This is a genomic window from Sphingomonas sp. CCH10-B3, assembly GCF_001556185.1.
GTDB lineage: Bacteria > Pseudomonadota > Alphaproteobacteria > Sphingomonadales > Sphingomonadaceae > Sphingomonas > Sphingomonas aquatica.
On the sequence record NZ_LSIJ01000103.1, the window covers coordinates 17,345 to 38,077 of the forward strand.

Genomic DNA, 20,733 nt, shown 5'->3' on the forward strand with positions numbered 1-20,733 from the left:
TCGCGGGCCGTTTCCGGGGAAGTGGGATTGCAATGGTTGCCAACGGCAACAGGAGGAAAAAAGGCTTCTGAACGTCGATGGCCGGACATGACCATCGAAGGACATTGAAATGCTTCAGGACCGCATCGACAACGACGAACACTACCGCATCCTCATCGACAACCGGAACCCGCTGCGCATCGTGCTAGCCACGCAGGCGATGCTCGAGGCCAAAGGGCCCGTCGAACCGCTCTGGCACCGCGAGGCCGGCGACGCGCGGTCGATGGCCGCGCTGCTCCGCTGGGTCGCGATCCGCCGCGACCGCTGGCAGGAATGGGGCCAGCTCGCCGAGGCCCTGGGCCCCGCGGCCTTCTACCAGCACATGCGCGAGCGCATGGAGGCCGAGCCACCGGCGGAATGCATCGGCACGATGGTGACCCGCCTGGACGACCCCGTCGAAATCGCGATCTCGGAATCCATGCACGGTCCGCAGGGGCTGTTCTACCAACCCCTATACGTCCACCGCTTTGCGTCTTCCGCCGCGCGCGACCGGTTCTACGACTGGATGTATTCCGACGACAACATCCATGCCGTCGACGCGCTCGCCCGGCTCGGATACGCGGACGGCGCGCTCGCGCTCGGCAAGGCGCTCGACCGCATCGCCGAGTACAGGCCCGCCGGCAACCGCGCCGAACGCCGCCGTCGCGCCAAGGCGGAGGCGAAGGCTGGACGCCGGCAACCCACGACTGTGGCGTGAAGGCAGGCGGCGGTGTCGCCATTTGGCGAGCCGCCGCCTTGCAGCCTGCTCGAACGACGCGAAGTCCGTGTCCCGACAGCCGGGCCAGGGATATCCTAACTGCATGGCGCCCATCGTTCGGCCCATCGAGGCCGGATCTAGCATCGCCTATGTTCGGCCATCGCCGATTAAGACCAAGCGGCTGCGGTTAAAGGTCCGGCAAAATGTATCGACATTTCCCGATGAGTGTTGACGAACCTCGTTCCATCGGGCAATTTCGATGGATGGACAACGAAGCAGCTTTGGTCGCTCTCGCCGCGCTCGCCCACCCGACACGCCTGAACACTTTCCAGATCCTCGTCCGTCACGAGCCGGACGGGATGACAACAGGTCAGCTGGTCGACGCGACCGGCTTGAGCCAGAGCACCTTCTCCACGCACCTCGCCGTGCTCGCCAAGGCCGGCCTCGTCCAATCCGAAAAGCGCGGACGCAACCTGGTCCAGCGCGTCGACATGGACGCGCTTCGCGCGCTGATGGTCTTCCTAGTGAAGGACTGTTGCCAGGGTCGGGCCGAGCTGTGCGAACCTTCGCGCCGCTGCTCATGTTCACCGGTGTCGAAGGCAAGACCTTCTCGCCGATGGCGATCACCATCATGCTCGCGCTCGTCGCGGCCTTCATCTTGGCGCTTACCTTCGTGCCCGCCATGGTGGCGCTCCTAATTCGAGGCCGCGTCGCCGAGAAGGAAGTGTGGCTGATCGCCAAGGCCAAGGATCGTTACCTGCCATTGCTCAACAAGGCGGTGGCGCGGCCGTGGCCTTTTATCCTCGGCGGCTTCACCTTCTTCTTGACGGCGGTGCCTGCCTTCGGGCTGCTAGGCTCGGAGTTCATTCCCCAGCTCGACGAAAAGAATATCGCGCTCGCATCGACGCGCGTGCCATCCGTGAGCCTCGAACAATCGCTGACGATGCAGCGCGGCGTGGAGCGAGCTGTCACCAGCCTCCCCGAAGTGGCGTTGATGTTTTCCAAGACCGGCACGGCGGAGGTTGCGACCGACCCCATGCCGCCGAACATGTCGGACGCTTATGTAATCCTCAAACCTCAGGATCAGTGGCCCGCGGGCGTGCGTTCCAAGGCAGACGTGATCGAGCGTATCGAGAAAGTCGCTCGAGGCCAACTCGGCCAGCTTTACGAGGTAAGCCAGCCCATCCAACTCCGTTTCAACGAACTGATCGCCGGCGTGCGCGGCGATGTCGCGATCAAGCTCTACGGCGACGATCTCGACAAAATGGCCCAGACCGCCGCCGAGATCGTCCGCATCCTGCAGTCGATTCCCGGCGCGGGCAGCGTCAAGGCGGACCAAGTTGGCGGCGCGCCGACGCTCGATGTCAAGCTCGATCGGGCTGCGATCGCCCGTTACGGCCTGACCGTTCGAGAAGTCGCCGACACGGTATCGGCGGCGTTGGGCGGACGCGAAGCCGGGCTGCTCTACGAGGGCGACAGGCGGTTCGACATTACGGTGCGAGTCCCCGAGACCACGCGGATCAACTTGGATGAAATCCAAGCGTTGCCAGTGTTACTTCCGGAAAAACCGGGCCAGTCTCGTCAGCAGGTGTCGCTCGCGCAAGTCGCGCAGATACGCATCACCGAAGGACTGAACGAGGTCAGACGCGAGAACGGCAAGCGGCGCCTCGCTATCCAGGTCAACCTTCTGGGCAGGGACGCCGGATCGTTCGTGGCGGAAGCACAGGCGAAAATCGCTCAGGTCCAGCTTCCAGCCGGCTATTATCTCGAATGGGGCGGGCAGTTCCAGAGCCTACAGGATGCGAGCCGCAGGCTCGCGATCGTTGTGCCCTTGTGCTTCCTCGCCATCTTCGGGCTGCTCTACATGGCCTTGGGCGGGTTCTCGCGAGCGGCCGCAGTGTTCCTCGCTGTGCCATTGGGGCTGGCGGGCGGCGTGTTCACCCTGGCGTTGACGGGCATCGCGTTTTCCGTGTCGGCTGCCGTTGGATTCATCTGCCTTGCCGGTGTGGCGGTGCTGAATGGACTCGTCGTGATGACGGCGATCCGCGAGCGGCTGGAGCAAGGAGCGCCGATCGAGCAGGCCATCATTGACGGGTGCCGCGAGAAAATGCGCGCGGTGGTGATGACCGGGTTCGTGCCCGCGATCGGCTTCGTGCCGATGGCGCTCGCGCACGGCACCGGCGCCGAGGTGCAGAAGCCATTGGCCACTACGGTGATCGGTGGTCTGGTCGCCGCCACGATCCTGACGCTGCTCGTCCTTCCCGCCATCGCCCGTGTGGTGCTGGGCTGGGGCGAGCGGCGGACCACGCCCAGAGACCCCGAAGCCGGCGTGTCCAGGTTCGCGTGATGAAGGAGGCGACCATGAGCGAGCGAACAAAGCTGCTCCGCGTTTACACTGATGAGGCTGCCTATTTCGGCGACCGCAAGGTGTTTGAAGTTGTCGCGTCCCGAGCGCGGGATGCGACGTTGGCGGGAGCGACGGTATTGGAGGCGCTGATCGGTTTCGGCCGATCGGCTCACGTCCACAGGCGGCATGTTCTCGAGAGTGACCGAGCCGTGGTCGTCGAGATCATCGACCAGGAGGAACGGCTACGCGCTTTCGCCCCGACGCTGGGCGACGTTCCGGGTATCGCCCTGATCACGTTGGAAGCGGTCGAAATCGTCGGTGGGGAGGCGGCATCGGCGCTATTCGTCGAGCCAAACCAGCACTCCGGCGACGGCGCGTCGCAACAGTCCAGCAAGGAGGGATAACAATGGATAGAACGTCCGACATGCGACCATCCGGTGAGCCCCGCCCCTCCATGCGGCGCTTTATGACGCTCGTCGCGATCACGGCCGCCGCGATGATCCCGGCGATAGTGCTCAGGATCGAGGGGTGGCGACCCAATCCCATCCTCGACGCCTTCCTGTTCGGCGCCGCGATCCTCGCGGGCGGCTTCTTCCTGTCATGGGGAGCAGAGGCGGCCGAGAAGCGAATATCGGCGGGGCTGATCGTTGCGATCGTCGCGCTGATCACCGTGCTTCCCGAATATGCCGTGGATTTCTATTACGCCTACTCGGCAGGAGCGAACCCGGGCTCCAACTACGTTCACTACGCCGCGGCGAACATGACCGGGGCAAACCGCCTGCTCGTCGGCCTCGCTTGGCCGTTGCTGGTGCTGCTCCACTGGCACAGGACGCGCGAGCGCGCGATCCCCCTGCTCCCCGCCAACCGGACCGAGGTTCTCTTCCTCCTGTTGCCTAGCGTCTATGCCTTCACCATCCTTCTGAAGGACGCCATCTCGGTCGTTGACACCGTCATCCTCGTCGCTCTGTTCGGCGTGTATATGTGGCGGGCCAGCGACAAGGGTGAAGGCGCCGAGGACGACGATGATGACGAGCCAGGCCCCGCAGCCGCCCTCGCCGAGTTGCCAGCTGCGCGGCAATGGCTCGCGATGGGCGCCCTAACCGTGGTCGCCGCCGCGGTGATCCTCGTTTCCGCCGAACCCTTCGCCGAAGCGATGGTCGATTCGGGGCGACTGCTCGGCTTCGATGAATTTCTTCTGATTCAGTGGTTGGCTCCCCTTGCCAGTGAAGCGCCAGCCGTCGTGATCGCTGTCCTGTTTGTCCTGTCCGGACGCGCTGAAACCGGCATGGCGACCATGATTTCCGACAAGATCAACCAGTGGACGTTGCTCGTCGGCATGTTGCCGCTCGCCCTGAGCCTGGGCGCTGGCCAGCTCTCGCCCCTGCCGCTCGACGCGCGCCAGCACGAGGAGTTCTTCCTGACAGCGGCACAGTCCCTTTTCGGCATCGCCTTGCTGCTCCGACTTCGGCTAGGCCTCGCTAGCGCGGCAGCGCTCGCCGGGCTGTTCGCGGTCCAGGTGACGCTGGCGGTGCTGTGGCAAGGCGACGAGGCCAGAACGATCGCCGGCCTCACCTGGCTTGCGTGGGCCTATATCGGGCTTGCGGCGGTCATTTTCGCGCTGAATGTCAGATCCCTGCCAGCGCTGGCGAAGCCGTTGTGGAACCGAGCGATCGACGATGAGCAGCGGTCGGACGCCGCTTCCGGTTCTGAGCGCCGTCCATAGCTGACCGCTGCTTCACCAGATGCAGGGGTGGCTTTGGAGCGCACAAAGCGCCCAGTGCGGCGATGCGGCCCTCCCCGCCCTGTCCCATCCCCGGGGCGGGGGGTCGACCACGGAGGAATGTGGCCAAATGACTGGAAAACGGTCAGGCGATGCTGACCCGGCTCCCACGCCCGCGCGCGACTTCGTGCCCGCAGCAGGTCGCGCCGAGCTTACTGGTCTCTACGATCTTGCCATAGCCGTGTTGACTCGCGAGCGACGCTGGCGAGCCGCGCTTCTGCGGCTGACCGCGCCGAGCACAGGCGAGACGATCGTCGATGTCGGGTACGGCACGGGCAGCTTCGCGATCATGCTGAAGCGGGCCTGCCCCGACGTGCTCGTGATCGCCGTCGATCCCGATCCGGCGGTCCTGACGATCGCTGGCGCGAAAGCGGCAAATGCCGGCGCTGCGGTCGAGTGGCTTCAGGCGATGGGCGACGAGCTGGCGGAGGCAGGCATCGGAACGGCCGACAAGGCGACATCGAGCCTGGTTCTGCATCAATGCCCGCTTCCCATGAAACGGGCGATCCTGGCCGCAATGTTTCAGACACTGCGGCCCGGCGGCTTGATCGTGGTCGCCGACTACGGGGAGCAGCGCAGCCGCTTGATGCGGCTCCTGTTCAAGCAGATTCAGCGCCTCGATGGGTTCGAGAACACGCAGCCAAACGCCGATGGCATGCTACCCCGCCTGTTCGCGGAAGCCGGATTTTCCCGCGTGGTGGAGCATGAAGTGATCCGGACCATCACAGGCTCCATCTCGATCTACTCGGCCCGCAAGTATTAGCGGGAGTAGGACGGGAGCGGTGCGCCGCCCCTTCCCCGGGGCGGGGTCGAGCACGGAGGAATTCGACACACCATGTTGATGTCGGTTGTAACCGAACGGCTCCCTCTCGCGGAACACAGCGCATAGTCCGATTGACAGCCTGACCCGAAAACCACAGGATGAAGACGTGAAGCGTATCGCCACCCTGCTTCTCCTTCTGGGAGTGATCGTCGGCCTCGCTGGCCGACCGGTGCAGGCAGCGACTCCCCCGATGGCCGCGATGAGCATGGCGAAGATGTCGCAGGCCGACATGGCGGCGATGCCAGACTGCATGGCGAAGATGTCGAAAGACGCAGAGCACAAGCCCTGCAAGTGCGGCATGGGCGGATGCATCGCCATGATGGCCTCGGGCGCCAGCCTGATGCTCGCCGACGGGACTTCGGCGATCGCCCCCAGCGTCGCGACCAAGCGGCTGGATAGACCCTCAACCATAGCGGCACTGCACGGCAGGTCGACCGCACCGGAACCCGAGCCCCCCACACTCCTTGGTTGAACCGAACGGTGCCGGATCGCGCCTCGCCGTGTCGTGCCCAGCACGCGCCGCGGGGTGACCGTCCCACGCCCCACCGCGTCAAAATCAAGGAAATTACCATGAACACCTATGTCCGCGCCGCCGCGATGGCGGCTGCATTCGCCTGGTCCGTCTCGGCTCTTCCTGCCTTCGCCGACACGGCACCCGCTTCGCAGACCGGCCACTTCGAGTGGCGAGCCCAGCCATCCTACGGCCCCCGCGCGCCCACGCGCGCGCCGGTCCGCGTGTGGGTCGGCGACGCCAGGGCGACCAACTCGGCCTGCGACTGCCCGATGATGTGGGGCGGCCAAGCGCAGGCGTCCGCCTGCATGGGCATGTCCGCGACGGATCGCGCCGACCCAAGAGGCTGAACGGGCCATCGACGCGGGGGGCAGCCGGTGGTCGGGCCCATCGGCTGCGCTTCCGCGCGATGGACCGCGTCCGCTTCCCATCCATCGGGATACCGTGATGAAGACACTATGCATATTGCTGCTCGCTGCGGCGCTGCCATCGGCGGCGCTGGCCGGACCGCTGACGTTCGACGACGCGCTAGCCAAGGTGAAGGCAGGCGCTCCCTCGGTCAAGGCCAAGGCGCTGAGCGCCGACGCGACGCGCTCGGCCCGCATCGCCGCCGGGCAACTTCCTGATCCCAAGCTCGCGCTCGGGATCGACAGCTTCCCGATATCGGGGCCGCTGGCATTCCAACCCTCGCGCGACAACTTTACCTGGGGGCGGGTCGGCATATCGCAGGACATCCCCAACCTCGCCAAGCGCCGCGCCCAGCGCGGGCGGGCCGACGCCGACATCGCGGTCGCCAACGCCGGGACGCTCGTCGAGATCCGCACCGTCGAGGTGCAGACCGCGATCGCCTGGATCAACCTAGCCTATGCGGAGCGGCGGCTCGCCGCGCTCGACGACGTGCTCGCCAGGCTCGGCCGCATCGTCCGGACGGCCCCCAGCGCGGTGGCGTCGGGCAACGCTCGTCCGGCACAGACGCTTGCGGGACGCGCGGCGCTCGCCCGCCTGCAGGATCGCCGCGACGAGCTGGTGTCGGCCGTCGCGCGCGCGAAGGCGGACCTGACCCGCTGGACCGGCGAGGCCGAACCCGAGATCGCCGGCGCGGTTCCGGACCTGACCGTCGATCCAGTGGAGCTCCGTGCAGGACTTGAACGGCACCCCTCGCTCGCCCTGCTGACAGCGCTGGCCGGCCGCGCGGACGCCGACCTGCGGCTCGCGCAGGCTGACCGCCGCCCGGACCTCGGCGTCGACCTGTCCTATCAGCGGCGTGACCCACGCTTCGGGGACTATGTGTCGGCAGGCGTGACGATCGGGCTTCCGCTATTCAAGAAGCGCCGGCAGGACCCGCTGATCGCGGCGCGCGCGGCCGACGCCGGCAGCGCCCGCGCCGACGCGGACGCCGCCTTGCGCGCGCTGACCGCCGACCTCGAGGCCGGCCTCGCCGACCACGTCATGCACCACGACCAATGGATGCGCGCGCGCGATGTGCTCCAGCCGCTCGCGCAGGAACGGGTGACGCTGGAGGTGGCGAGCTACGCCGCCGGCCGGGCCAGCCTCGTCGACCTCGTCGACGCCCACTCCGCGCTGGCTGAAGCGATGCTGGACACGCTCGACCGGGAAGCCACCGTCGCCGCCGATGGCGTGCGGCTCAATCTCCTGTTCGGGAGCGCCGACCGATGACCCTCAATTCGCTTCAGCGTTCGCAACTCGCCGCCGCCTTCGCCGCCGTCGCGCTCGCCGCAGGCGCGGGTGGATACTTTCTTGCGGGGACCAAGTCCGCGCCATCGAGCGCCAGCGGGCCGGCCAGAAAGCCGCTATACTATTATGACCCCATGGTTCCCGGCGAGCACTACGACAACCCGGACTCGCTGTCGTCGATGGGCATGAAGACCATCCCGAAATACGCCGACGACAGCGGCGGCCCGTCCGCTGTTCCGGGCGTCAGGATCGATCCGTCGTCGATGCAGGGCCTCGGCATCCGGCTGGCGACGGTGACCAACGGCATGCTCGCCGGTTCGCTCGACGTCACCGGCGCGATCGACTTCAACCAGCGCGACGTCGCGATCATCCAGGCGCGCGCCGCCGGATTCGTCCAACGCGTCTATGGGCGGGCGCCTGGCGACGTGATCCGAGCCGGTGCGCCGATCGCCGATGTCCTGGTGCCCGAATGGGGCGGTGCCCAAGGCGAATACGCCGCGGTGGCGAAAACAGGCGATCCGGCGCTGATCGCGGCCGCGCGACAGCGCCTCAGGCTGCTCGGCGGACCCGGCGGCGCGACGGGCGGACGCGGCATGACCACGGTCCGCACCCCGATCGGCGGCGTCATCACGACGCTCGACGCGCGTGCCGGCGTGACGCTCGCGGCGGGGCAGACCCTCGCCCAAGTCAACGGCCTCGGCACGGTATGGCTGAACGCCGCCGTGCCTGAAGTCCGCGCCGCCGACGTGCGGGTTGGCCAGGCGGCTACCGCCGAACTCGCGGGCTTCCCCGGCGAGCGGTTCACGGGTCGGGTGATCGCTGTGCTGCCGACCGCGCAGACCGACAGCCGGACGCTGACCGTGCGCATCGAACTCGCAAACCGCGGCGGACGGCTGCGCCCCGGCATGTTCGCGACCGTCCATCTCGGCGACACATCGCGTTCGGCGCTGTTGGTCCCAAGCGAGGCGGTGATCCGCACCGGCAAGCGCACGCTCGTCATGCTCGCCGACGGGAAGGGCCGGTTCCGCCCCGCCGAGGTGCGCGTCGGGCGCGACGCCGGCGGCCAGACAGAGATACTCGCCGGACTTTCGGCCGGCGAGAAGGTGGTCGCCTCGGGCCAGTTCCTGCTCGACAGCGAGGCGAGCCTGACCGGCATCCAGGCGCGTCCGATCTCGGGCGACGCCAAGTGATCGCCCGGATCATCGAGGCGTCGGTCCGGCTGCGCGTCATCGTCCTGCTCGCGGCGCTCGCGCTCGTCGCGATCGGCATCGGGGCGGTCAGGTCGACCCCGGTCGATGCGCTGCCCGACCTGTCGGACGTGCAGGTCATCATCCGCACGACCTATCCGGGGCAGGCGCCCCGCATCGTCGAGGACCAGGTCACCTATCCGATCGCGACGACGATGCTGTCGGTGCCGGGCGCGCGAGTCGTGCGCGGATACTCGTTCGTCGGCGACAGCTTCGTCTACGTGCTGTTCGACGAGGGCACCGACCTCTACTGGGCGCGCAGCCGCGTGCTCGAATATCTGAGCCAGGTTCAGGGCCGTCTGCCCGATGGGGCAAAGGCGTCGCTCGGTCCCGACGCGACCGGTGTCGGCTGGATCTACGAATACGCGCTGGTCGACCGCACCGGGCGCCATGACCTCGCCCAACTCCGCAGCATCCAGGACTGGTTTCTGCGCTACGAGCTGAAGACGGTGCCGGGCGTTGCCGAGGTCGCCAGCATCGGCGGCATGGTCAAGCAGTATCAGGTCATCCTCGATCCCCAGAAACTTGCTTCCTACGGCATCACCCACGAGGCGGTGATCGAGGCGCTCAAGCGCGGGAACCAGGAGAGCGGCGGCTCGGTGCTTGAGATGGCCGAGGCCGAATACATCGTCCGCTCGACCGGCTATCTCGCCTCGCTCGACGATTTCCGGGCTATCCCGCTCAAGAATGTTGGCGGCACACCGGTGACGCTCGGCGACGTCGCTACGGTCCAGGTCGGTCCCGACATGCGCCGCGGCGTGGCCGAACTGAACGGCCAGGGCGAGGTCGCCGGCGGCGTCATCGTCATGCGGCAAGGCAAGAACGCCCGCGAGGTCATCGATGGCGTGCGGTCCAAGCTCGCCGAGTTGAAAAGGAGCCTGCCGCCCGGCGTCGAGGTGGTGACGACCTACGACCGTTCGGGCCTGATCGACCGCGCGGTCGATAACCTGACCGGCAAGCTGATCGAGGAGTTCATCGTCGTCGCGCTCGTCTGCGGGCTGTTCCTGTGGCACGCGCGGTCGGCGCTGGTCGCGATCCTGACGTTGCCGCTCGGCATCTTGGCGGCGTTCATGGCGATGCGCGTCCAGGGACTCAACGCCAACATCCTGTCGCTCGGCGGCATCGCGATCGCGATCGGCGCGATGGTCGATGCGGCGGTGGTGATGATCGAGAACGCGCATAAGCATCTCGAACATTGGGATCGCGATTATCCCGACGAGACGCTGTCGGGTCCGGAACGCTGGCGCGTCATCACCGCAGCGGCAACCGAGGTCGGGCCGGCGCTGTTCCTCTCGCTTCTGATCATCACCTTCTCATTCGTGCCGATCTTCTCGCTGCAGGGTCAGGAGGGGCGGCTGTTCGCGCCGCTCGCCTTCACCAAGACCTACGCCATGGCCGGAGCGGCGATCCTGTCGATCACGCTGATCCCGGTGCTGATGGGCTACCTGATCCGGGGACGCATTCCTTCGGAAAGCGCAAACCCGATCAACCGCGTGCTCACGCGCGCCTATCGCCCCGCGCTGGATTGGGTGCTGGCGCGACCGAAACAGGCGCTGGTGATCGCCGGTCTCGTGTTCGCGACTAGCATCTGGCCCATCAGCCAGCTCGGCGGCGAGTTCATCCCGCAGATGAACGAGGGCGACCTGCTTTACATGCCCTCGGCGCTGCCCGGCATCTCGACGGCCAAGGCGGGTCAGCTGCTCCAGTTGACCGACCGCATGATCAAGACCGTGCCCGAGGTGGAAAGCGTGTTCGGCAAGGCTGGACGCGCCGACACGGCGACCGATCCCGCACCGCTCGAGATGTTCGAGACGACGATCCGGTTCAAGCCAAAGGACCAGTGGCGGACCGGCATGACTCAGGCGAAGCTGATCGACGAACTCGACCGGGCGGTCAGGGTGCCGGGGCTTGCCAATTTCTGGATCCCGCCGATCCGCAATCGTATCGACATGCTGTCGACGGGCATCAAAAGTCCGATCGGCATCAAGGTGTCGGGCTCGAATCTGGCCGAGATCGACGCGACGGCGCGGGAGATCGAGCAGGTCGCGAAGACCGTGCCGGGGGTGAGTTCAGCCCTAGCGGAACGTCTGACCGGCGGGCGCTACATCGACGTGACCATCAGCCGCGCGGCGGCGGCGCGCTACGGACTCAACGTCGCCGACGTGCAGTCGGTCGTCTCGAGCGCGGTCGGCGGCGAGACGGTCGGCCAGACGGTCGAGGGGCTCGCGCGCTATCCGATCAGCGTCCGTTATCCGCGCGAGCTCCGGGACAACATCGACGCCCTGCGCGACCTGCCGGTGCTCACCCCGTCACTGCAACAGGTGACGCTGGGCACGGTGGCCGACATCTCGGTCAGCGACGGGCCGCCGATGCTGCGCACCGAGAACGGCCGGCCGGTGACATGGATCTACGTCGACGGCCGGGGCGCACCGTTGACCACGATCGTCGGCAACCTCCAGCAGGCCATCGGCGCGCGGGTGAAGCTGCCGCCTGGGATCAGCGTCAGCTACACCGGCCAGTTCGAGTTCCTGCAGCGAGCGGTCGAACGGCTGAAGATCGTCGTGCCGGCTACGCTGCTGATCATCTTCCTGCTGCTCTACGCGACGTTCCGGCGGCTGGACGAGGCAGCGCTGGTGATGGGGACGCTGCCGTTCGCGCTGACTGGCGGTGTGTGGCTGCTCTACTTGTTAGGCTACAACCAGTCGGTCGCGACTGGCGTTGGGTTCATCGCGCTCGCGGGCGTATCGGCCGAGTTTGGCGTGGTCATGCTCATATACCTGAAGCACGCACTTGCCGACCGCGGACCGTCACCGGATGGACAGGCGGTCCAGGCGGCGGTGCGCGAGGGGGCCCTCCTGCGGGTCCGGCCGAAGGCCATGACGGTCGCGGTCATCCTCGCCGGTCTGCTTCCGATCCTCGTCGGCACCGGCACGGGCTCCGAGGTGATGAGCCGCATCGCCGCGCCGATGGTTGGCGGCATGCTGACCGCACCGCTGCTGTCGATGCTCGTGATCCCGGCTGCATACCTGCTGTTGCGGCGACGAGGCAGCCATCATTCCAATCCCAACGAAGGAGTAGCGAAATGAGTCACAGGATGTTGCTCGCGGTGGCTCTGCCACTCGTGATCGCCGGGTGCGGCAAGCCGGCGCCGCAGGCGCCCGGACCCGACAACGGGTCGATGGCGGGCATGAACATGTCGTCAGAGGCTAAGTCCAGCCACGGCAGCGGGACCGTCACCAAGATCGATGCCGACTCCGGCGAGGTCACGCTCCAGCACGGGCCGGTGACCGAGCTCGGTTGGCCGGCTATGACGATGACGTTCTCCGGCAAGCCGGGGACGATGGATGGGCTGAAGGTGGGTGACAAGGTCGACTTCGCCTTCGATTGGGACGGCAAGACTGGAAGGCTGACGTCGATCACCAAGCGGTGAGAGAGTTTCGGTTGCGGCGACCTGTGGCCGGGGTAGGCCGCCGCGGGTGTCGTGAACGACCGGTCGGCGACCAATGCGCTGACCGGTCGATGCCGCGCAGGACTCGCGAATGCCCGTCATTGCGCGCCGACTGCAGAACGTCCCGCCGGCTTAATCGAGTCCAATAACCGTCCAATTGAGGCCAACGGGAGCCTAATTGGGTCCGTTAAGAGTTCACAATCAAACGTCGAGGTTGGCGACGCTCAGCGCATTGTCCTGAATGAACTCGCGGCGCGGCTCGACCACGTCGCCCATCAGCCGGGTGAAAATCTCGTCGGCCAGATCGGCCTGTTCGACTTCGACCCGCAGCATTGACCGGTTCTGCGGATCGAGCGTTGTTTCCCAAAGCTGGTCGGCGTTCATCTCGCCGAGCCCCTTATAGCGCTGGATCGACAGGCCCTTGCGGCCGACCGCCAGAATCGCGTCAAGCAACTGGCTCGGCCGCGCCACCATGGTTTCGCCCTTGACTGTCGCAGCCGGCGCATCGTCGTCCTCCGCCGCTGCATCGCCTTCGGTCAGCGCGGCCGCCGCCTTTGCCGAAATCAGCCGTCCGGGCCGCGCGAAGGCGTCACGCTGCTCGATGGCAAGTGCGTGCAGCTTGCGTGCTTCCTGCGACAGCAGGAAGGCAGCTTCGATGATGTGGTGATCGGTGACGCCGCGCCACACGCGCTTGAAATGGATGCTGCCTTCGTCGGTCAGGGTCGCGGCCCAGCGCGCATCTTCGTCAGCGGCGTCGAGCGCGGTGACGGTCGCCGCGAGCAGATCGGCCCGCGCCGCACTGCCGAGCGCGGGATCGAGCACGCCGCCCATCGCCAGCGCTTCGACGATCGTCGCATCGTAACGGCGCGGAACATAGCGCATCAGCGTGCGCATCCGCCGCGCATGATCGACGAGCGCGCGCAGATCAGCGCCCGAGCGCGCACCACCGGCGCCTTCGAGCACCGACCCGGCGACGCCATTGTCGATCAGAAATTCATCGAGCGCGGCATCGTCCTTCAGATAGACTTCGGACTTGCCCTTCGACGCTTTGTAGAGCGGCGGCTGAGCGATGTAGAGATGCCCGTTGGCAATGATTTCAGGCATCTGCCGATAGAAGAATGTCAGCAGCAGGGTGCGGATATGGGCGCCGTCGACATCGGCGTCGGTCATGATGACGATCTTGTGATAGCGCAGCTTCTCGACGTTGAAGTCGTCGCGGCCAATGCCGGTGCCCATCGCCTGGATGAGCGTGCCAATTTCCTTCGACGACAGCATCCGGTCGAACCGGGCGCGCTCGACGTTCAGGATCTTGCCGCGCAGGGGCAGGATCGCCTGGAAATGGCGGTCGCGGCCCTGCTTGGCCGAGCCGCCTGCCGAATCGCCTTCGACCAGAAACAGTTCGGACTTGGCGGGATCGCGCTCCTGACAATCGGCGAGCTTGCCGGGGAGCGAGGCGATGTCCATCACGCCCTTGCGCCGCGTCAGTTCGCGGGCCTTTTTCGCGGCTTCGCGGGCGGCGGCGGCATCGATGATCTTTGCCACGATCGCGCGGCCATGCGCCGGATTTTCCTCGAGCCATTCGGCAAGCTTGTCGGCCATCAGGCTTTCGAGCGGCTGGCGGACTTCGGACGAGACGAGCTTGTCCTTGGTCTGGCTACTGAACTTGGGATCCGGCAGCTTGACCGAGACGATCGCGGTCAAGCCTTCGCGCATGTCGTCGCCGGTGAGCGTGACCTTTTCCTTTTTCAGCAGCCCCGACTTGTCGGCATAATTGTTGAGAGTGCGTGTCAGCGCCGCGCGGAAGGCGGCGAGATGGGTGCCGCCGTCACGCTGCGGGATGTTGTTGGTGAAGCACAGGACGTTTTCGTAATAGCTGTCGTTCCATTCGAGCGCGACGTCGATCGTCACATCGTCGCGCGTGCCGTTGATCGCCACCGGCTCGGGCATCAGCGGCACCTTGTTGCGATCGAGATATTTGACGAACGCGGCAATTCCGCCTTCGTAGTAAAGCTCTACGGTCTTGGCCTCCTCGTGGCGGGCGTCGGTCAGGAACAGCCGGACGCCCGAATTGAGGAAAGCGAGCTCGCGGTAACGATGCTCGAGCTTGTCGAAATCGAATTCGGTGATCTTGAAGGTCGCAGGCGAGGGCAGGAACGTCACGCGCGTGCCCTTGCGGCCCGGCGCTTCGCCGACGATCTTCAACGGCGCCACCGCGTCGCCATGGGCGAAGCGCATGTAATGTTCATGGCCGTCGCGCCAGATCGTCAGGTCGAGCCATTCGCTGAGCGCATTGACCACCGATACGCCGACGCCGTGCAGCCCGCCGCTGACCTTATAGGCGTTATCGTCGGACGTATTCTCGAACTTACCCCCGGCGTGCAGCTGGGTCATGATCACTTCGGCGGCCGAGACGCCTTCTTCTGAGTGAATGCCGGTCGGAATGCCGCGGCCATTATCCTCTACCGAAACCGAGCCGTCGGGATTGAGCGTGATGTCGATCCGGTCGCAATGGCCGGCAAGGGCTTCGTCGATCGCGTTGTCGCTAACCTCGAACACCATATGGTGCAGGCCCGAGCCGTCGTCGGTGTCGCCGATGTACATGCCGGGGCGTTTGCGGACCGCGTCGAGGCCCTTGAGCACCTTGATCGAATCGGCGCCATAGTCGTTGGTATTGGGGTCTTCTGCCATAGCGAGCATATAGGGATTCGCTTGGCGGAACGAAAGCAAAATGGATGGTGGCCTTGGCCCGCCCGCGCCGCGCCCATTTCCCCGCTCAGTGTTTATTGTAGCGTTCGCTACAGAAGGCTGGTACGCTTGTAGCGAACACTACAAGGGAGATGTCCGATGGCCCAAGCAACTGCTGCACCAACTGTCATGGCGCTGAAGCCGATGGCCGTGCTGATCGCCTGGGGCACGATCCTCTGGGCGATCGGCGTGGTCATTCTCCGCTGGTTGGCGTCGATCGACGGGCTGCACGGGACCACGCAACTCGTTGCCTATGCGCTGGTCATCGTCGGCACCGTCCCACTGATCCCGCTGACGCCCCGCCTTGCCGGCCTGCCAAGCAGCGAGACCGTCGGGTCGGTCGCGGTGGTGGCGATGACCGCACTACTGATCGACGGCATCGTGATCGGTTATTTCCCGGCGCTTTACTCTGCGGACCCGGCGCTCGCACGCGGCTGTGCCGGGGCGCTGCTCTGGGCCGTCGGCGTGGCACTCGCGCTGGGCTTCATCATGCAGCCGCGCGGGCGATAGCGCTTACGGCGCTGTCGCCACCTTGACCACATCGTCGAGCCCGATGGCCTTGAGCAGGATCGATCCTTCGATCAACTGCAACAGCATGGCGGCTTGCTGGTCGCGCTGGGCCGGATCGCCGTCGATCCGCCCGGCGATCCAGATGAGAAAGCCACGCCCGATCGCTTCGCCGACCGACCGGCACACCGGATCGCCGCCTGCCGCCATGGCCGCCGTCTGAAGCCAGAAGCGCATATAGCGCCAGAACGCCTCCCCGGTGGCGAGCGTCGTCAGCTCGCGCGCCAGCACGGCGGCGGACTGCGGCGGTCCGGCGGCCAGCTCGCCAAGATCGCCCATCAGCCGCGCCGCCACATTCTGCATCAGCGCGGTCATGAGCGCCGCCTTGTCGGGGAAATAATAGAGCAGCATCCGGTCGCTGGTGCCGATCGCCTTGCCCAGCGTGCGCAAGCCGGTGTCGCCGATGCCGTTGTCGAGCACATGGTCGGTCAGCCGGTCGAGCAGGTCCTGGCGCTTGTCTGGCTTCATGACGTCCGGTTTCGGACGCTACGGCGTCCGGGTCAAGCCGTGTGAATGCCGTCGTCGGCAATGTGGAGGCGTGTTGCCTCCGTGCCGATCCCGTCGAACAGCGCCGGTTCGGTGCCCGTCATCCACACCTGGCCGCGCTGCGCCAGCCGGTCGAACAGCGCCGCGCGCCGCCGCGGATCGAGATGCGCGGCGACTTCATCGAGCAGCAGTACCGGCGCGCGCCCGGTCTGCCCCGTCACCAGTTCGGCATGGGCAAGGATGAGGCCGAGCAGCAGCGCCTTCTGCTCGCCGGTCGAACATAGCGCGGCCGGTTGCTGCTTGGCGCGGTGCGTGACGAGCAAGTCGCAGCGATGCGGGCCGGCAAGCGTGCGGCCGGCGGCTGCGTCGCGCCGGCGCCCGGCGGCGAGTTCTTCGGCAAGCCCGGTGCCTGACCAGCCGTCGATGCGCAGGTCCGGGCGCGCGAACGGCCCGTCGGCCTGATCGGCGAGCCGGTCGGTCAGCAGCGCCACGACCTCACGCCGTGCGATGTCGATCGCAAAGCCATGCTCGGCCATCTGGGCTTCGAGCGCCGATAGCCACGCCGGATCGGGCTGGCCGCCGTCGATCATGTCGGCAAGCAGCCGGTTGCGCGCACGCATCGCCGCTTCGTAGCGATTGGCGTGGACAGCATGGCCGGGGTGCAAGGCGAGCGTCAGCCGGTCGAGAAAGCGCCGCCGCTCGCTCGCCGGCTCGACGAACAGCCGGTCCATTGCCGGGGTCAGCCACAGCACCGTCAGCCATTCCGCAAGCAACGTTGCGGCGGCGGGCGCCCGTTGGACCCGCACCAGCCGCCGTTCGGGTGCATCGGGCTGGGTGCCCGTCGCGATCTCGACATCGGGCACGAGCGTGGCGGCGATCGCAAAGCCGCCAGGGCCGTCTTGCCGCGCCATTTCGCCCGGCGATGCGCGCCGCAGCCCGCGACCGGGCGCCAGCAGCGATACAGCTTCGAGAATGTTGGTCTTGCCCGCGCCATTTTCGCCAGTGAGGACGACAAAGCCCGGTCCCGGCGCGATTCTCGCGGTCGCATGGTTGCGGAAATCGGTAAGGTCCAGCCGGGTCAGCACGGCCTCAGCCTTAGCTCAACTCGCGCGAATGTCGCGCTGCTAAAGCGCCGCCATCGCGATCGACAGGCTGCCGAGCCCGATCGACAAGGGCAGCCGCAGGCGCAGCCACCAGTCGGGCGCAAGCCCCATCCGTTGCAACTGCCAATCGACGCCGAGCGCGCCGATCAGCGCGACGCCGATCACCACCAGCGACGGGCCCGGCCACGGTTCACCCGTCGCCCAGGGCAGGAAGCTCGCCAGCGCGATCAGCGAGGGCAGGACGGCGGCGACCCACAGCCAACCGGGCGCCTCCTTGGCGCGCGCGGCGAAACCCCACCAGATGCCGCCCAGAAAACTCAGGATCAGCGCGGCATAGGCATAGCCCATCGACAGCGCGAAATAGCGCAGCTCGTTGTTGCGTTCGAGCAGCACGAGCACGGCGGCGATCAGCGGCAGCAGTCCGGCGAAACCGAGCAGGCGAGCGAGCGTCGGCGGCATCAGGCGCTCAGCCGCCCCGCCCAGGCATAGCCACGATACAGCGGCGTGAAGCGCGCCGACAGGCCGGTCGCCGCCGCAATCCGATCAAGCGCGGCCGCCAGATCGGCGCGCGGCGTCACGTCGAACCGGGCGAGCCAGCCGAACAGCAGCGCGCGAAACGCGCCCGGCAAATGCTCCTGCTGGCCGAAATCGACAACGTCGAGCCGCCCGCCGGGGGCAAGCTTGCTCGCCCCTTCGCGCAACGCGCCCTGCCAGTCGGGGATCATCGACAGCGTATAGCTCTGAAAAATGCGGTCGAATTGCGCGATCCCGAACAGCGCCGTTGCGTCGAACGCCGTCGCATCGCCCTGCGCAAGGATGATCCGGTCGCTCAGCCCCGCCTTGGCGACATTGGCGCGCGCGGTGGCCAGCATCGCCTCTGAGATGTCGATCCCGAAATAGCGCGCATCGGGCCATCGCCGCGCGGCGGCGATCAGGTTGCGCCCGGTGCCGCAGCCGATCTCGATCACCGTGCCGCCACGCGGCGGCGCAAGTTCATCGATCAGCCGATCGCGCCCCAGCAGATAATATTTGCGGGTCAGATCATAGATGTGGCGCTGGCTGCGATAGATCGCATCCATATGCCCGGCATGATCGCCGGTCGCTGCCATGCTGCTCAGCCTTTCAGCACGTAAAGATGGACGCCGCCATAGATCGAGCTGCGGTCGCGGCGGGTGTAATCCAGCGACTCGTCAGCCCGGTAATCCCAGCGATCGAGAATCGCATCGGGCACGCGGCCCGGCAGGATCGACGGCGCGCCCGCGGTGCGGAACAGCACGCGCGCGGCGGGCTTGGCGGTGCGGCTGATTTCGGTCCATAGACTGGTGAGGATCTCGTCGGTCATCCAGTCCTGCGCGTCGAGCAGCACATAGCGATCGAGCGACGCATCGGGCATCGACTTCAGATAATCGATGAAATTGGCGTGGCGGACTTCGACGCGGTCGGCGCGGGCGCGCACGGCATCGTAGTTATCCTGCTGAAGATACGGCGGCAGCGCGGCATCGGGCGCGTCTTGATAGCCGCGACCGAAAGCCTGCCACGCGAAATAATTCTCGCGCAGATCGAAATCGCAGGCGAGCTTTTCGAGCCGCTCGCGCAGCACCACCGCCATTTTCGAATCGCCTGCCAGCGCTTCATATTGCGCGGGCGGAATGCCGAGGCCAAACAGCGACGCGGGCTGGTCGGTCAGCCAGCGCACGAACGCCTTGTCGAAAAACGGCGCGAAGTCGCGGTCGAAAATCTCGCGCTGCTCCTCGATCGACGAGGCGCGCAGGATCACTTTCGGGTTCACGCCGTTGAGCCGCGCGAGCAGATGCGCCGCACCGATGAAATTGCCGAGCAGCCCGCGCTTGTAGACACCCTTGGCAAAGCCCGAGATGCGGCGGCGACCGATGATGTCGCGCCCTTCCCAATAGCGCCGCGTTGTCTCGTCGAGGTGGGGCCGCACATATTTGCGATAGGCGGCGATATTCTCGCGCGTGTTGGCGCGGCCGAAAAAGCGGTAGAAAGCGGCATAGTCGGGCAGCTCGCGCGCGGCGACCAGCTTCAGCTTGTTGAGCGCGATGTGTGCGGTGTTGAGGTCGACGGCGGTGATCGCTTTCGGGTCGGCGGTCAGATAGCTGAGCACGTTGCAGCCACCCGACGCGATCTGGACGATGTGGCAATCGGGCGTGACCGCGAGCGCTTCGAGGTCAACCGCCGGGTCTTCCCAGATCTGCGCATAGACCAGCCCGCGAAAGGCGAAGGTGAAAGCGCGTTCGAGCAGGCCCTGCTTGCTCAGATGGTCATGACGGTGAACCGCACTGCGGACAGCGCGGTTGCGCGGGGGTTTCATGCCGGTCGATCTCCTCAGCGCCCCGAAACGGACAGGGGGCCGTGGCATTCCCGATAGGCCAAGCCGAGGCGGCTGACAATCACTGCGCCGATCCCATGGTGCCGCCGCAACAAAATGGGGCCTGCCTGCACATGGCGGGCAGGCCCCGATCGGGCACCGTCAAGGGGGGGACAAACGGTGCCTTGGGCGTCCACTCGAAGGGGACAGCTAGTTTACGGGGCACAACCGGCAAAGGTTGCACCCCGCGGACGATTTTTTTTGTAAAGCTTACGGCAGCAGCACGCCGTCGATCACGTGGATGACGCCGTTCGACTGGTTGACGTCGGCGATCGTGATGTTGGCGGCGTTGCCCTTGGCGTCGGTGACGGTGTAGCCGTTGCCGGCCTTGGCGAAGGTCAGCGTGCCACCCTGGACGGTCGTCAGCATCGCCTTGCCGCCGCCCATCTTGACCTTCGAGGCGAGCTGCGCGGCGCTCACCTTGCCGGCGACGACGTGATAGGTGAGGACCGCCGTCAGCGTGCCCTTGTTTTCAGGCTTCAGCAGCGTGTCGACGGTGCCGGCGGGCAGCTTCGCAAACGCCGCGTTGGTCGGCGCGAACACCGTGAACGGGCCCTTGCTCGACAGCGTCTCGACCAGGCCAGCGGCCTTCACCGCGGCGACGAGCGTGGTGTGATCCTTCGAATTGACGGCGTTCTCGACGATGTTCTTGGTCGGATACATCGCGGCGCCGCCGACCATCGGGTTGGTGGCGGCGATCAGCGAGCCCGCACCGAGCGCGAACGCGCTGGCGACGAGCGAAAAACGAAGAGCGGTGTTCATCGCGAAAAATCTCCTTTGGGGGACGCACCTCTCAAGGGTGCGGCGGAGATACGTATCGCGTGCCAAAAAGATGCATTTGCGTTTCGCACGCGAA

Annotated in this window: 18 protein-coding genes and 2 pseudogenes; 13 read left to right on the forward strand and 7 right to left on the reverse strand. The window is 66.4% G+C overall.

All coding sequences use genetic code 11. The annotated features are described in order from the left end of the window. Nucleotides 1-109: 109 nt before the first annotated feature. From AX672_RS18725 to AX672_RS16810, 12 genes and pseudogenes are all read left to right on the forward strand, one after another. Nucleotides 110-736, forward strand: a complete 627-nt coding sequence (locus tag AX672_RS18725) for a hypothetical protein (protein WP_066653457.1) — start codon at nucleotides 110-112, stop codon at nucleotides 734-736. A 263-nt stretch (nucleotides 737-999) separates the two neighbouring features. Next, nucleotides 1,000-1,302 (forward strand): annotated as a pseudogene (locus AX672_RS18380) (ArsR/SmtB family transcription factor); the annotation flags it as partial. Next, nucleotides 1,299-3,083 (forward strand): annotated as a pseudogene (locus AX672_RS16765) (efflux RND transporter permease subunit); the annotation flags it as partial. The pseudogenes AX672_RS18380 and AX672_RS16765, both read left to right, overlap by 4 nt. Nucleotides 3,084-3,097: 14 nt before the next feature. Then, nucleotides 3,098-3,487, forward strand: coding sequence for a DUF190 domain-containing protein (locus AX672_RS16770; RefSeq protein ID WP_066653557.1), 390 nt, complete (start codon nucleotides 3,098-3,100; stop codon nucleotides 3,485-3,487). A 62-nt stretch (nucleotides 3,488-3,549) separates the two neighbouring features. After that, nucleotides 3,550-4,806 (forward strand): sodium/calcium exchanger protein, encoded by a 1,257-nt coding sequence (locus AX672_RS16775; protein WP_231731411.1) that lies wholly within the window; start codon nucleotides 3,550-3,552, stop codon nucleotides 4,804-4,806. Nucleotides 4,807-4,933: 127 nt separating this feature from the next. Then, entirely contained in the window at nucleotides 4,934-5,626 is a 693-nt protein-coding gene (locus tag AX672_RS16780) for a class I SAM-dependent methyltransferase (RefSeq protein ID WP_066653460.1), read from the forward strand. A 166-nt stretch (nucleotides 5,627-5,792) separates the two neighbouring features. After that, nucleotides 5,793-6,158 (forward strand): hypothetical protein, encoded by a 366-nt coding sequence (locus AX672_RS16785; protein ID WP_066653463.1) that lies wholly within the window; start codon nucleotides 5,793-5,795, stop codon nucleotides 6,156-6,158. 98 nt (nucleotides 6,159-6,256) lie between these two features. Then, the gene (locus AX672_RS16790) at nucleotides 6,257-6,547 is read left to right on the forward strand and encodes a hypothetical protein (protein WP_066653465.1); all 291 of its coding nucleotides are present in this window, start codon (nucleotides 6,257-6,259) and stop codon (nucleotides 6,545-6,547) included. A 97-nt stretch (nucleotides 6,548-6,644) separates the two neighbouring features. Beyond that, the gene (locus AX672_RS16795) at nucleotides 6,645-7,874 is read left to right on the forward strand and encodes a TolC family protein (protein WP_066653467.1); all 1,230 of its coding nucleotides are present in this window, start codon (nucleotides 6,645-6,647) and stop codon (nucleotides 7,872-7,874) included. Continuing rightward, nucleotides 7,871-9,082 (forward strand): efflux RND transporter periplasmic adaptor subunit, encoded by a 1,212-nt coding sequence (locus AX672_RS16800; protein WP_066653469.1) that lies wholly within the window; start codon nucleotides 7,871-7,873, stop codon nucleotides 9,080-9,082. Before AX672_RS16795 ends, AX672_RS16800 begins: the two co-directional genes overlap by 4 nt. After that, nucleotides 9,079-12,225 carry an efflux RND transporter permease subunit gene (locus AX672_RS16805; protein WP_066653471.1) on the forward strand — a complete coding sequence of 1,049 codons (3,147 nt, stop codon included), beginning with the start codon at nucleotides 9,079-9,081 and terminating at the stop codon, nucleotides 12,223-12,225. Before AX672_RS16800 ends, AX672_RS16805 begins: the two co-directional genes overlap by 4 nt. Then, on the forward strand, nucleotides 12,222-12,569 hold the full coding sequence (locus AX672_RS16810; protein WP_082730619.1) for a copper-binding protein: 348 nt from the start codon (nucleotides 12,222-12,224) through the stop codon (nucleotides 12,567-12,569). Before AX672_RS16805 ends, AX672_RS16810 begins: the two co-directional genes overlap by 4 nt. 219 nt (nucleotides 12,570-12,788) lie before the next feature. On the opposite strand, the gene gyrB is transcribed toward AX672_RS16810, so the two are convergent. Continuing rightward, entirely contained in the window at nucleotides 12,789-15,275 is a 2,487-nt protein-coding gene (gyrB, locus tag AX672_RS16815) for a DNA topoisomerase (ATP-hydrolyzing) subunit B (protein ID WP_066653475.1), read from the reverse strand. A gap of 156 nt (nucleotides 15,276-15,431) precedes the next feature. Between gyrB and AX672_RS16820 the strand changes: the two genes are divergently transcribed. Further along, nucleotides 15,432-15,842 carry a hypothetical protein gene (locus tag AX672_RS16820; RefSeq protein WP_168727528.1) on the forward strand — a complete coding sequence of 137 codons (411 nt, stop codon included), beginning with the start codon at nucleotides 15,432-15,434 and terminating at the stop codon, nucleotides 15,840-15,842. 3 nt (nucleotides 15,843-15,845) lie between these two features. Here AX672_RS16820 and AX672_RS16825 read toward each other — a convergent pair whose 3' ends face one another. The 6 genes from AX672_RS16825 to AX672_RS16850 form a co-directional block, all read right to left on the reverse strand. Continuing rightward, complete coding sequence (locus AX672_RS16825) at nucleotides 15,846-16,367, reverse strand: TetR/AcrR family transcriptional regulator (RefSeq protein WP_066653479.1); 522 nt, start codon at nucleotides 16,365-16,367, stop codon at nucleotides 15,846-15,848. Nucleotides 16,368-16,399: 32 nt separating this feature from the next. Next, nucleotides 16,400-17,470, reverse strand: coding sequence for a DNA replication/repair protein RecF (gene recF, locus AX672_RS16830; protein ID WP_066653482.1), 1,071 nt, complete (start codon nucleotides 17,468-17,470; stop codon nucleotides 16,400-16,402). Between the two features lie 39 nt (nucleotides 17,471-17,509). Further along, nucleotides 17,510-17,947: a DUF3429 domain-containing protein gene (locus AX672_RS16835; RefSeq protein WP_231731413.1), complete on the reverse strand. Its 438-nt coding sequence runs from the start codon at nucleotides 17,945-17,947 to the stop codon at nucleotides 17,510-17,512. Continuing rightward, nucleotides 17,947-18,597, reverse strand: a complete 651-nt coding sequence (locus tag AX672_RS16840; RefSeq protein WP_066653487.1) for a class I SAM-dependent methyltransferase — start codon at nucleotides 18,595-18,597, stop codon at nucleotides 17,947-17,949. The genes AX672_RS16835 and AX672_RS16840 overlap by 1 nt, the downstream gene beginning before the upstream one ends. Nucleotides 18,598-18,602: 5 nt before the next feature. Beyond that, nucleotides 18,603-19,820, reverse strand: a complete 1,218-nt coding sequence (locus AX672_RS16845; RefSeq protein ID WP_066653489.1) for a DUF3419 family protein — start codon at nucleotides 19,818-19,820, stop codon at nucleotides 18,603-18,605. A gap of 267 nt (nucleotides 19,821-20,087) precedes the next feature. Beyond that, the gene (locus tag AX672_RS16850) at nucleotides 20,088-20,639 is read right to left on the reverse strand and encodes a fasciclin domain-containing protein (protein WP_066653496.1); all 552 of its coding nucleotides are present in this window, start codon (nucleotides 20,637-20,639) and stop codon (nucleotides 20,088-20,090) included. Between the last annotated feature and the right edge of the window lie 94 nt (nucleotides 20,640-20,733).

What these genes read in the sequence shown, in the direction of transcription:
- AX672_RS16845 (WP_066653489.1), bottom strand. Translation starts at nt 19,820, where the DNA reads ATGAAACCCCCGCGCAACCGCGCTGTCCGCAGTGCGGTTCACCGTCAT.
- AX672_RS16850 (WP_066653496.1), bottom strand. Translation starts at nt 20,639, where the DNA reads ATGAACACCGCTCTTCGTTTTTCGCTCGTCGCCAGCGCGTTCGCGCTC.
- gyrB (WP_066653475.1), bottom strand. Translation starts at nt 15,275, where the DNA reads ATGGCAGAAGACCCCAATACCAACGACTATGGCGCCGATTCGATCAAG.
- AX672_RS16820 (WP_168727528.1), top strand. Translation starts at nt 15,432, where the DNA reads ATGGCCCAAGCAACTGCTGCACCAACTGTCATGGCGCTGAAGCCGATG.
- AX672_RS16825 (WP_066653479.1), bottom strand. Translation starts at nt 16,367, where the DNA reads ATGAAGCCAGACAAGCGCCAGGACCTGCTCGACCGGCTGACCGACCAT.
- AX672_RS18725 (WP_066653457.1), top strand. Translation starts at nt 110, where the DNA reads ATGCTTCAGGACCGCATCGACAACGACGAACACTACCGCATCCTCATC.
- AX672_RS16800 (WP_066653469.1), top strand. Translation starts at nt 7,871, where the DNA reads ATGACCCTCAATTCGCTTCAGCGTTCGCAACTCGCCGCCGCCTTCGCC.
- AX672_RS16835 (WP_231731413.1), bottom strand. Translation starts at nt 17,947, where the DNA reads ATGCCGCCGACGCTCGCTCGCCTGCTCGGTTTCGCCGGACTGCTGCCG.
- AX672_RS16810 (WP_082730619.1), top strand. Translation starts at nt 12,222, where the DNA reads ATGAGTCACAGGATGTTGCTCGCGGTGGCTCTGCCACTCGTGATCGCC.
- AX672_RS16790 (WP_066653465.1), top strand. Translation starts at nt 6,257, where the DNA reads ATGAACACCTATGTCCGCGCCGCCGCGATGGCGGCTGCATTCGCCTGG.
- AX672_RS16780 (WP_066653460.1), top strand. Translation starts at nt 4,934, where the DNA reads ATGACTGGAAAACGGTCAGGCGATGCTGACCCGGCTCCCACGCCCGCG.
- AX672_RS16840 (WP_066653487.1), bottom strand. Translation starts at nt 18,597, where the DNA reads ATGGCAGCGACCGGCGATCATGCCGGGCATATGGATGCGATCTATCGC.
- AX672_RS16795 (WP_066653467.1), top strand. Translation starts at nt 6,645, where the DNA reads ATGAAGACACTATGCATATTGCTGCTCGCTGCGGCGCTGCCATCGGCG.
- AX672_RS16770 (WP_066653557.1), top strand. Translation starts at nt 3,098, where the DNA reads ATGAGCGAGCGAACAAAGCTGCTCCGCGTTTACACTGATGAGGCTGCC.
- AX672_RS16775 (WP_231731411.1), top strand. Translation starts at nt 3,550, where the DNA reads ATGACGCTCGTCGCGATCACGGCCGCCGCGATGATCCCGGCGATAGTG.